At 65.5% G+C, this 10,764-nt stretch carries 10 protein-coding genes and 1 pseudogene; 2 read left to right on the plus strand and 9 right to left on the minus strand.

Translation table 11 applies throughout. From position 1 onward, the window contains the following. The 5 genes from A5701_RS04920 to A5701_RS29125 form a co-directional block, all read right to left on the minus strand. Positions 1 to 1,397 (minus strand): sensor protein KdpD (locus A5701_RS04920; protein ID WP_231972768.1); only part of this gene is annotated, 1,397 nt, incomplete at its 3' end. 12 nt (positions 1,398 to 1,409) lie between these two features. Next, positions 1,410 to 2,333 (minus strand): potassium-transporting ATPase subunit C, encoded by a 924-nt coding sequence (locus tag A5701_RS04925; RefSeq protein WP_067749418.1) that lies wholly within the window; start codon positions 2,331 to 2,333, stop codon positions 1,410 to 1,412. Position 2,334: 1 nt separating this feature from the next. Beyond that, positions 2,335 to 4,485: a potassium-transporting ATPase subunit KdpB gene (gene kdpB, locus A5701_RS04930; protein WP_067749421.1), complete on the minus strand. Its 2,151-nt coding sequence runs from the start codon at positions 4,483 to 4,485 to the stop codon at positions 2,335 to 2,337. Further along, positions 4,485 to 6,155 (minus strand): potassium-transporting ATPase subunit KdpA, encoded by a 1,671-nt coding sequence (gene kdpA, locus A5701_RS04935; protein ID WP_067749424.1) that lies wholly within the window; start codon positions 6,153 to 6,155, stop codon positions 4,485 to 4,487. Before kdpA ends, kdpB begins: the two co-directional genes overlap by 1 nt. A gap of 85 nt (positions 6,156 to 6,240) precedes the next feature. Then, a complete protein-coding gene (locus A5701_RS29125) occupies positions 6,241 to 6,369 on the minus strand; it encodes a hypothetical protein (protein WP_255396786.1) in 129 nt (42 codons plus the stop codon). 414 nt (positions 6,370 to 6,783) lie between these two features. Here A5701_RS29125 and A5701_RS27945 point away from each other — a divergent pair, with 414 nt between their 5' ends. Both A5701_RS27945 and A5701_RS27950 read left to right on the plus strand, forming a co-directional pair. Next, complete coding sequence (locus tag A5701_RS27945; protein WP_156669918.1) at positions 6,784 to 7,356, plus strand: DUF6611 family protein; 573 nt, start codon at positions 6,784 to 6,786, stop codon at positions 7,354 to 7,356. A 108-nt stretch (positions 7,357 to 7,464) separates the two neighbouring features. Then, positions 7,465 to 7,620, plus strand: coding sequence for a hypothetical protein (locus A5701_RS27950; RefSeq protein WP_156669919.1), 156 nt, complete (start codon positions 7,465 to 7,467; stop codon positions 7,618 to 7,620). A gap of 115 nt (positions 7,621 to 7,735) precedes the next feature. Here the strand turns inward: A5701_RS27950 and A5701_RS04950 are convergent, their stop codons facing one another. The 4 genes and pseudogenes from A5701_RS04950 to A5701_RS04965 form a co-directional block, all read right to left on the minus strand. After that, positions 7,736 to 9,256 (minus strand): cell wall metabolism sensor histidine kinase WalK, encoded by a 1,521-nt coding sequence (locus tag A5701_RS04950; protein WP_067749426.1) that lies wholly within the window; start codon positions 9,254 to 9,256, stop codon positions 7,736 to 7,738. Then, positions 9,253 to 10,026: a response regulator transcription factor gene (locus tag A5701_RS04955; RefSeq protein WP_067749427.1), complete on the minus strand. Its 774-nt coding sequence runs from the start codon at positions 10,024 to 10,026 to the stop codon at positions 9,253 to 9,255. The genes A5701_RS04950 and A5701_RS04955 overlap by 4 nt, the downstream gene beginning before the upstream one ends. Positions 10,027 to 10,273: 247 nt before the next feature. Continuing rightward, positions 10,274 to 10,558 carry a WXG100 family type VII secretion target gene (locus A5701_RS04960; RefSeq protein WP_046184805.1) on the minus strand — a complete coding sequence of 95 codons (285 nt, stop codon included), beginning with the start codon at positions 10,556 to 10,558 and terminating at the stop codon, positions 10,274 to 10,276. Positions 10,559 to 10,608: 50 nt separating this feature from the next. After that, positions 10,609 to 10,764, minus strand: a pseudogene (locus tag A5701_RS04965) (WXG100 family type VII secretion target); the annotation flags it as partial.

The following is a 10,764-nucleotide window of genomic DNA, read 5'->3' on the forward strand; positions in this document are numbered from 1 at the left end:
CGCCGGGTGGCGTCGTGGCTGGCGGCCTTCATCGTGCCGTCGCTCATCTGCGCGGTGATCGTGACAGCGCTGGACAGCACCGCCGAGACCACCGCCGGCGCAACGCCTCCCAGCAGTCCGACCAGCAACACGCCGACGAAGAACAGGGCGCTGTCGCCGCTGGTGCCCAGATACCTGTCCAGCGCTGTCACGATCACCGCGCAGATGAGCGACGGCACGATGAAGGCCGCCAGCCACGACGCCACCCGGCGCTCATTGGGCGCCAGCGATGCCGCGCGAAAGCCGCGTTTGGATTCCTCGTGGGTAACCAGGTGCACGTCGATCTTCGCCGACCGCTCGACGATCGTCGCGCCGATGCCCTCTTCGAAAATGCGTGCCCACCGCGACCGGCGCGAGGTGCCGATCACCAGCTGAGTGGCGTTCATCTCGCGGGCGAAATCGAGTAGGGCCGTTGGCACGTCGTCCCCGACCACGGTATGCAGGGAGGCGTCCAGGCTGCTCGCCAGCTCGCGAATCTTCGCCATCCGCGCGTCCGACAGGCCGGCCAGCCCGTCGCCGCGGATGACGTGCACCACCATCAGCTCGGCGCTGGACTTCGACGCGATCCGGGATGCCCGGCGTACCAGCGTCTCCGACTCGGGGCCGCCGGTGATCGCCACCACGACCCGCTCGCGGGCCTCCCATGTTTCGGTGATTTTGTTTTCGGCGCGGTATTTGGCCAGCGCAGTGTCAACCTGGTCGGCCAGCCAGAGCAGTGCGAGTTCCCTTAGCGCGGTGAGGTTTCCGCGGCGGAAGTAGTTCGACAACGCCGCGTCGATCCGCTCCGGGGCGTAGACGTTTCCGTGGGAGAGCCTGCGGCGCAACGCCTCCGGTGTGATATCGATCAGCTCGACCTGAGAGGCCTGGCGGACGATGGAGTCCGGGATGGTCTCCTTCTGTTCGATGCCGGTGATTTGGGCGACGACGTCGTTGAGGCTCTCCAGGTGCTGGACGTTGACGGTGGAGATCACCGTGATCCCGGCGTCGAGCAATTCCTCGACGTCCTGCCAACGCTTGGCGTTTTTGCTGCCCGGTGTGTTGGTGTGCGCGAGCTCATCGACCAAGACGACTTGGGGCCGACGCGCGAGGACGGCCGGCACGTCGAGTTCGGGGAAGGTGCTGCCGCGGTATTCGATGTAGCGCGGCGGAACGAACTCAATGCCCTCAAGCAGCTCAGCGGTTTTCGCACGGCCGTGGGTCTCGATCACGCCGGCCACCAGGTCGGTGCCGCGTTCCAGCCGGCGATGCGCTTCGCCGAGCATCGCGTACGTCTTGCCCACCCCCGGGGCCGAACCGAGGTATATCCGCAGTTCGCCGCGTTTAGGACGGTGGTCAACGACACTCACGTCAACCATCATCCCCCTATCGCGCTAGCTCGAGACTGGATATTTGTGATCGAGTTGCAGGTTGAGCTGCAACACGTTGACACACGGCTCGCCGAAAAATCCGAGGGCGCGCCCGCTTCGGTTCTGCGCCAACACCTGACGGATCTCGTCGGGGCTGACGTGCCGGGCCTTGGCCACCCTGGCCACTTGGAGGTCGGCGTAGGCCGGTGAGATGTTCGGGTCGAGGCCGCTGCCGCTCGCGGTGACGGCGTCGGCGGGCACGGCGGGGTTGGCGGGTGCGGCGCCGCGGATGGGCACGATCTGACCGATCGTGTAGTCCTCGCCATACTTGGCGCATTCGACCCGCACGCCCTCGTAAAGGGCCAAGAAGGGCGCCGGGACCGCCTGGCAGGGCTCGTTGACGCTGACCACCCGCGTCGGATGGGTGACGTTGCCGCGGGCGTCGCGCGGCCCGATCACCGACAACACGGCCCCCACACCGCCGCCCGTGCAGAATGGACGAGACCCGTCCACCCCTTCCAGCTGGCCCACCGCGGCGCTGCGCGAGCACACGGTGGTCAGCAGGCTCGGCTTGAAGCCCGCGTCCGAAGCGGACTTGCCGGATGCCAATTGCGCAGGGTCGGCGGCTGTGTCGACGATGCTCTCCGGCCCGAGGTTGCTCGCGCTGGTCGAGAGTGGGTCGTAGCCGGTGCCGGCCGCTGACGGGCGGCTCTGGAAGTACTTCGGCAGCGGGTTGCCGTCCTTATCGGTGAACAGCTGACCGATCAGCCGGCTGCCGACCGGCTTGCCGTTAGAGGTCAGAATCGACCCTTCCGCCTGGTCGTGTAGCCCGGGAATCTGGGCGACCAGCCAGATGAACAGCGGGTAGGCGATGCCGGTGACCAACGTGAGGACCAGCAGCGCGCGGAAAGCCGCCCAATGCACGCGGACGAAATTCGAGAACTTCATGTCAGGACATCCCTGGGACGAATTGAACGATCAGGTCGATCGCCTTGATTCCGATGAATGGGGCCACGATGCCGCCGAGGCCGTAGATATAAAGATTGCGGCTCAACAGCTTTGACGCGCTGCTCGGCGTGTATCGGACACCCCGCAGCGACAGCGGGATCAGCGCCACGATGACGATCGCGTTGAAGATCACCGCCGACAGGATCGCCGACTGCGGGCTGTGCAGCCGCATGATGTTGATCATGTCCAGCCCGGGGAACAACGCGACGAACATGGCCGGGATGATCGCGAAGTACTTGGCGATGTCGTTGGCGATCGAGAAGGTGGTCAACGCGCCCCGGGTGATCAGCAACTGCTTGCCGATCTCGACGATCTCGATGAGTTTGGTGGGGTCGGAGTCGAGGTCGACCATGTTGCCCGCCTCTTTGGCGGCCGACGTGCCGGTGTTCATCGCCACGCCGACGTCGGCCTGTGCCAAGGCCGGCGCGTCATTGGTGCCGTCGCCGGTCATCGCGACCAGCTTGCCGCCCTCCTGCTCTCGTTTGATCAGCGCGAGTTTGTCCTCGGGCGTGGCCTCGGCGAGGAAGTCGTCGACGCCGGCCTCGTCGGCAATCGCTTTGGCCGTCAACGGGTTGTCGCCGGTGATCATGACGGTCCGGATGCCCATCTTGCGCATCTCGTCGAAGCGATCCCGCATGCCCTGCTTGACGACGTCCTTGAGGTGAATCACGCCCAGCACCGCCGCTTCGCCGTCGCGGCTCTCCCCGACCACCAGCGGGGTGCCGCCGCCGGCGGAGATGCCGTCGACGAGCTCGCCGAGCTGCTGGGGCACCTTTCCGCCTTGGCCCCGCACCCATTCCGCGACGGAGCTCGCCGCGCCCTTGCGCAGCTGGTGCCCGTCGATGTCGACGCCGGACATCCGCGTGGCGGCGGAGAATTCCACCCAGTGGGCGTGCGCGAGTTCGCCCGGGGTGCGCGCCCGCAGCCCGAAATGCTGCTTGGCGTAGACGACGATCGAGCGCCCCTCCGGGGTTTCGTCGGCGAGGCTGGACAATTGCGCGGCGTCGGCCAGCTGCTCGTCGGTGACGCCGCCGAGGGGGACGAACGCGCCGGCTTGCCGGTTACCCAGGGTGATGGTGCCGGTCTTGTCGAGCAGCAGCGTGTTGACGTCGCCCGCGGCCTCCACCGCGCGGCCCGACATGGCGAGCACGTTGCGTTGCACCAGCCGGTCCATGCCGGCGATGCCGATGGCGGACAGTAACGCGCCGATGGTGGTTGGAATCAGGCAGACCAGCAGCGACACCATCACGATGCCGGTGACGCCGTTTGTGTTGAGCGCCTGGGTGTCTGGGACGCCGGGATTGTTCATCTTCGAATAGATCGCCAGCGGCTGCAGCGTGGCGACGGCGAAGACGAAGATGATGGTCAGTGCGGCCAGCAGGATGTTCAGTGCGATCTCGTTGGGGGTCTTCTGCCTGTTGGCGCCCTCGACGAGCGCGATCATCCGGTCGATAAAGCTCTCGCCGGGTTTTTGGGTGATCCGCACGACGATTCGATCGCTCAGCACGGTGGTGCCGCCGGTGACCGCAGAGCGATCGCCACCGGACTCGCGGATCACCGGCGCGGATTCGCCCGTGATGGCCGATTCATCCACGGAGGCAATGCCTTCGACGACGTCGCCGTCGCCCGGTATCACCTGCCCCGCCTCGACCACGACGACGTCACCCTGCTGCAGGAGCGGCGCGGCGACCTCTTCCTCGACGGCCGGCGCGCCGGGTTGCCAGTTCCTGAGCCGCCGGGCCAGCGTGTGGGTCTTCGCCCGGCGCAGGGTCTCGGCCTGGGCCTTCCCGCGGCCTTCCGCCACGGCCTCGGCGAGGTTCGCGAAAAGGACGGTGAGCCAAAGCCATACCACGGTCAACCAGGCGAACCAGGTCGGGTCGATGATGGCCAGCACGGTGCTCCAGGTCGCACCGATCTCGACGATGAACATCACCGGGTTGCGCCAGAGGGTGCGCGGGTTGAGCTTGCGCAGCGCGTCCGGCGTCGAGCGCCACAGCATCTTCGGGTCGAGCAAACCGCCCTGCACCCGTTTGGTGTTCGCGGCGGCGGTGGGCTGCGACTGCTCAGCCGGGTCGGCGGTGGTCGCGGTCATCAGTGGATTCCTTCAGCGAGAGGTCCGAGCGCGAGCATGGGCAGGAAGGTGAGGGCCACCAGGATCAGCGTGACGCCGGCGACCATGCCGACGAACTGTGGCCGGTGAGTGGGCAGCGTGCCCGCCGATTCCGGTGTCTGGCCCTGCCTGGCCAGCGAGCCGGCCAGGGCGAGCACGAGCACGATCGGCAGGAACCGGCCGAAGACCATGGCCAGCCCCAGGGCGGTGTTGTACCAGTTGGTGTTGACACTGATGCCGGCGAAGGCCGACCCGTTGTTGTTGGCGGCGGAGGTGAACGCGTAGAGGACCTCCGACAATCCGTGCGGGCCCGAGTTCAGCATCCCCGCGCGTTCGCCCGGCAGCGCCATCGCGATCGCGGTACCGGTGAGCACGATCAGCGGCGTGACCAGGAAATAGCTCGCGGCGAGCTTGATCTCGCGGGGGTTGATCTTCTTGCCGAGGTATTCCGGCGTGCGCCCGACCATCAGTCCGGCGACGAACACGGTGATCACCGCGAGGATGAGCATGCCGTAGAGGCCCGAGCCGGTGCCGCCGGGCGCGACCTCGCCGAGCTGCATGTTGAACATGGTCATCATGCCGCCAAGGCTCGTGTAGCTGTCGTGGAACGAGTCGACCGCGCCCGTGGAGGTGAGCGTCGTCGAGTCGGCGAAGACGGCGGAGTTGGCGACGCCGAACCGCTGCTCTACGCCCTCCATGGCCGAACCGACCGCGGTCGGGACCGTGCCGTGATGCTGCAGCTGGAACCACATCATGAAGGTCACGCTGATGGCGTACAGCGAAGCCATGACGGATGCGATCGCGTAGCCCTGCTTCGTGCTGCCCACCATGCGCCCGAACGTGCGCGGCAGCGAGAAGCTGATCACCAGCAGCAGGAAGATCTCCAGCCAGTTGGTCCACCGGGTCGGGTTCTCGAACGGGTGGGCGGAGTTCGCGTTGTAGAAGCCGCCGCCGTTGGTGCCCAGCTCCTTGATGGCTTCCTGGCTGGCGACCGGGCCGCCGGTAATTGTTTGCTGCGTGCCACCGAGGGTGTTGACGACCTGGTCGTGCAGGTGGAAGTTCTGGATCGCCCCACCGGCGACGAGCACGATCGCTCCGACAATCGAAATCGGCAGCAGGATGCGAAGCACCGTGCGCACCAGGTCGACCCAGAAGTTGCCCAGCTCGCCGGTGCGCCTGCGGGCGAACCCGCGCACCAGCGCGATCGCCACCGCCATCCCGACGGCCGCCGAGACGAAGTTCTGCACCGCCAGCCCGGCCATCTGCACCAGGTGACCCTGCGTGGACTCGCCGGAATAGGCCTGCCAGTTGGTGTTGGTGACGAAGCTGACCGCAGTGTTCCATGCCAGCCCCGGAGTCATCTGCGTGGCCGGGTCATGCAGGTGCAGCGGCAGCTTGCCTTGCACGAGCTGGAACACGAACAGGAAGAGAATGCTGATCGACGAGAACGCCAAGACGCTGCGCGCGTAGGCGCCCCACGTCTGCTCCGAGCGGGCGTCGACACCGATCAGCCGGTAGATGACCCGCTCGACATACGAGTCCTTGTCCGAGGTATACACCCGGTACATGTAGTCGCCGAGGGGCACGTGCACCAGCACCAAGGCCACGACGAGGACGAGCAGGAAGATGACGCCCGCAGTTGTTGTGCTCACTAGAACCTCTCCGGGAACAGCAAGGCGCACGCGAGAAACAGTGCCAGAAGGACGGAAAGCGCCAAGCCGACGATGTTTTCGTAACTCACAGCCGCTCGACCAGCTTCTGAATCGTGCCGAGGATGGCGAACACCGCCACCGTGAGCACGATGTACACCAACACGCCCATCTTGTCTCCGTTCGGGCCGATCACGTGCATACGAATGGGCCTCATCGAGCTAGCCGCAGCGCTTTCTCGGAGGCAAGGTCAGCTTGAAGTTAGTTGGGGCGGGTCCGATAGGGCCATTGGTTGACACTTTTCTTACGGTGGCCCAGGGCTCCCTTACGGTTTTTTTACGCACGTTCGTTCGAACCTGCCAGCAACTCCCGCCCGGCGACGTCCGGACCGACGGCGGCACGTTTTTTCATCCCAGCATCGGAGTAGGTGTCCCCAATCACGATGACGGACAGGAGTTTTGAGGAACTCCACGGCGGCCGGCCTCGTCAATCGCAAGCTCTGGCATTGGCCGGTGCTTTTGCCGATCCTGCGCACCGGGTCGATTAAGGTTCCGTAAACATTGGCGCCCCGGACGTATGGATGCCGTTGTCATCCCGGCGCGTGCCGTGCTTTCGGCGTAGACCGAAATTCATGCGTGATCGCCAACACCGAACCGTCGAACGCGGCGTTACCGAACCACCACAGGGGAGAGCAGCCGCGCCGCCGTGGTTCTCGCGCCTGCTCGACGGTGACCACCTTTGGGGATCGTATGGGGCGGCGGTCAGCCAGTACGGTGTTCGCCGCTACAACCTCATCGTCTATCCGCCCGGAACCAGTACCACCGACCGGCGGCTGGCGAGGCTGTGGCGTGCATGGCCGCTAACCGCTGCCGCGTTGATGCTGTTGTGCGTCATGGTGTTGGGCAATGCAATGGACTCACCCGATACCGTGCTGACAGTCGCCGCGGTCGCCTACCTGAGTATCAGCATGCTCCTCTTTTTCCGGGCCGGGCCTCCCCGTGTTCGAGCTAGGTCGATGTCGATCATCCTCATGCCCAACACCGTCGATGTGCAGGAGCTGCGCAGGTACGCCCAATGGCGGACGTTGGTCGACATGCTGATCAAGGCCGACCGCATGCTGACGACTCATGCGATCTCTCCGGTCGAGCATGAGGCCGTCTGGTGGGATGCCTACGACCGTGTGGCAGAGATCGAGCATGTCTGATGCGCTGACACAAAACCTCAGGCGTCCAGGTATTCCGGTGTCCGTCCAATCAGTGGGCGCAGAACCTGCTGCTCTTGCAAGCGACAATATTGGCCACTGACGGCCGATGTGCAATCCAAGCTGGATGTAGACGAATCACTGGCCGAGGCCAGCGGTGGTTGGATCACCGCGTTGACCCTCGGAAAGATGCAGCGCTGGTTCATAACCCGCGTGCTCGCGAACGAGAAGCTGAGCGCTTACCTCGTCGATTCTGCGTTGCGTTGAAAACGACAGAGCCGATGCGATGTCCAAGCGAGCCGACGAGAAGCGCGCTTGTCGGAGGAAAAAGCCAATCATCGCAAAAGACCGGCCTCGGGCAAGCACACGTGAATGCCGGGCTTCAGCGGCTGACGGGTTTTTCGGTCATCGGGATCCGGACGCGGAAAACCGTTCTGCCCTCGGTGGATTCGGCGGTCACGGAGCCGCCATGCGCCTTGACGATCGAACTGACGATGGCCAGGCCCAGCCCGGTGCCCGTTCCGTTGAGCCTCGAGTTGTCCGCCCGGGCGAACCGTTCGAACAAGCGGGGGAGAAGCTCCGGGTCGATGCCCGGTCCGTCGTCGGCCACGGTCAGCTCCGCACATGGCGCCTCGGCACCATCGCGGCGGCAGGCGATCGCGGTCGTAACGGTGACCCCGGGCGGGTTGTGCACCCGGGCATTGTTGAGCAGGTTGCTGACCAGCTGATGCAACCGCGCATGATCCCCACGGACCCACACCGGTTCCGCCGGTAGGTCCTTCACCCAGTGGTGCATCGGCGCCGCGACCGCCGCGTCGTTGACGGCGTTGCCGACGAGCTCGGCGAGGTCGACGTCCTCGCTCTGCAGGTCTTGCCCTTCGCCCAGGCGCGACAGCAGCAGCAGCTCGTCGACCAGCAGCGTCATGCGCCGCGCTTCCGACTCGATGCGGGCCAGCGCATATTCGGTGGTCGGGGGCAACTCCGAACTGTCCTGGCGGGTGAGTTCGGCGTACCCCTGAATCGCGGCGAGGGGGGTCCGCAGTTCGTGGCTGGCGTCAGTGATGAATTGCCGCGTTCGCAGATCGGATTCGGCGCGCTGCGCCAGCGCACTGTCGACGTTGTCGAGCAACCGGTTCAACGTATGGCCGACGATGCCGACCTCGTTCTGCTGGTTGGTGTCACGCGGCCGCACCCGGACACTGATTCGGTGGTCGTCGTCGGCGAGCGGCATGGCGGCGACTTCCGCAGCGGTGGCCGCCAACCGGCGCAATGGGCGCAGCGTGTAGCCGACGACCCAAACGGTGAGCCCGGCGGTGACCGTCAACGCCGCCGCGATCAGCAGGGTGGTGGTGAGTTGTTTGCGGGCGATGATCTGGTCGGCGAGGTTCAGCGAGACGCCGGCGATCAGCACGTCCGATCCATCGACGTGGCTCTTGAGCCGGTAATACCCGAGGCTGCCCAGGTTCTCGGTCCGGGGCGGGCCGTTTGCCCACGATTGCGCCTCGACGGCGCGCACCACGTCGGCGGGTGCGGGCCGCGCTTCGGCTTCGGAGAACACCGCCGACCCGATCACGGCGCCTTCATGCAGCACCACGATCAGGTTTCCCGGCGTCTGATCGGTGAACTGCAGCATCGCCTCCGGCAGTGGCTTGGCACCGCCGGCCGGATCATGTTCGCCCCGAACGTATTTGTGATACGAATGGCCCAACGCGTCCAACGACTCGGCGACGTCGGCGTCGCTCATCGCGGTGACGTAGCCCCGCAGGCTCAGCACGGAGACGATGCCGACCGTCATCAGCACCACGCTGACCACGGCGAGGACGCCCAACAAAAGCTGGCGGCGTAACGAATGGGGCAGCCACCCCGGAAGATCGCCGGACAGGGCGTCCCGGGCCCGGCTCATTCCGGGGGCCGCAACATGTATCCCACACCGCGCACGGTGTGAATCATCGGTTCCCGGCCGGAATCGATCTTTTTCCTCAGATAGGAGATGTAGAGATCCACGATGCTGGTGCGCCCGGCGAAGTCGTAGTTCCACACGCGGTCGAGGATCTCGGTGCGGCTCAGCGCGCGGCGGGGATTGCGCATCAGGAAGCGCAGCAGTTCGAACTCGGTTGAGGACAGCGATATCTGCGTGCCGCCCCGGCTCACCTCCCGGCTGGCGGTGTCCAGGCGCAGGTCGCCGACATTGAGGGTTTCGGCCGCGGGCGGCGTCTGCTGACCGGAACGGCGCAGCAACCCGCGCAGCCGCGCCACGAGCTCTTCCAGGCTGAACGGCTTGGTCATGTAGTCGTCGGCGCCCGCGGTCAGACCGGTGACCCGGTCCATCACCGAATCCCGCGCGGTCAGGAAGAGCGTCGGGGTGTAGGTGTCCGATTGGCGGACGCGTTCCAGGATCCGCAGCCCGTCGACATCCGGCAGCATGATGTCGAGCACCAGCACGTCGGGACTGACCTTGTCGAACTTGGCCATGGCCTCGCGTCCGTTGTGGGCGATGTCGACCACCCAGCCCTCGTAGTGCAGCGCCATCTTCACCAAGTTGGTCAGCGCCGGCTCGTCATCGACCAACAGGACCCTGATCGGCGATCCGTCGGCACGGTAAATCCTGGGCAGCTGCCCGAGGATGGCCTGGCGAGGGCGCTGGCCACCCGCGTAACCCGACATTGCGGTCATGTTCCTACATTCTGGCAAGACGCACACCCAACTGTCACGGAGTTCATAGAGTTCTCAAATGTGCGCGGGCGGCGAAGCAACTCGACGGGTGATCCCAGTTATCCAAAAGCGTTGCTTCGCATGGTCGTTGAATGTCGCAGTGCGGCGGTCCGGTTTCGCACAGCACCCCGGCGCATCAGAGTTGCCCGGGGCAGCCAAAAGGGCCCGCACACCACGGTGTGCGGGCCCTTCGAGTGAAGAGGCGGTGTCAGGCCCAGCTGGACCCGACGGCGCTGTCGGTGCTGGCCATGTTGTTGCCGGCGCTCTGCACCTTCTGCCCGTGGGCGTTGGCCTGCTCGTAGATCACCTGGAAGTTGCGACCCAACTGGGTGATGAACTCCTGGCAGGCCACCGAACCGGCGCCGCCCCAGAAGTCACCCGCAGCAAGCACATCGCGAACGATGGCCTGGTGCTCAGCCTCCAGAGACGCGGCCTGGGCGCGGATCAAGGCGCCGTGGGCGTCGACATCGCCGAACTGGTAATTGATTGTCATAACGGTGTTCTCCTAATGTCTGGAATGGTACGCAGCCGCGGTTTTTAGCGCTAGCTGCTGAGGATTTGCTGCGAGGCCTGCTCTTGCTGCTCGTAGTTGTTGGCGTCGCGGATCAGTCCATCGCGCACACCGTGAAGCATGTTGACGATGTTGCGGAAGGCCTGGTTGACCTGGCCCATGGTGTCGTACGAGGTCGCCTGCGCCTG

The sequence above is a fragment of the Mycobacterium sp. E3305 genome (genome assembly GCF_001666785.1).
Lineage (GTDB): Bacteria > Actinomycetota > Actinomycetes > Mycobacteriales > Mycobacteriaceae > Mycobacterium.

What these genes read in the sequence shown, in the direction of transcription:
- A5701_RS04955 (WP_067749427.1), bottom strand. Translation starts at nt 10,026, where the DNA reads ATGACCGCAATGTCGGGTTACGCGGGTGGCCAGCGCCCTCGCCAGGCC.
- A5701_RS04950 (WP_067749426.1), bottom strand. Translation starts at nt 9,256, where the DNA reads ATGAGCCGGGCCCGGGACGCCCTGTCCGGCGATCTTCCGGGGTGGCTG.
- A5701_RS27945 (WP_156669918.1), top strand. Translation starts at nt 6,784, where the DNA reads ATGCGTGATCGCCAACACCGAACCGTCGAACGCGGCGTTACCGAACCA.
- A5701_RS29125 (WP_255396786.1), bottom strand. Translation starts at nt 6,369, where the DNA reads ATGAGGCCCATTCGTATGCACGTGATCGGCCCGAACGGAGACAAGATG.
- kdpB (WP_067749421.1), bottom strand. Translation starts at nt 4,485, where the DNA reads ATGACCGCGACCACCGCCGACCCGGCTGAGCAGTCGCAGCCCACCGCC.
- A5701_RS04925 (WP_067749418.1), bottom strand. Translation starts at nt 2,333, where the DNA reads ATGAAGTTCTCGAATTTCGTCCGCGTGCATTGGGCGGCTTTCCGCGCG.
- A5701_RS04960 (WP_046184805.1), bottom strand. Translation starts at nt 10,558, where the DNA reads ATGACAATCAATTACCAGTTCGGCGATGTCGACGCCCACGGCGCCTTG.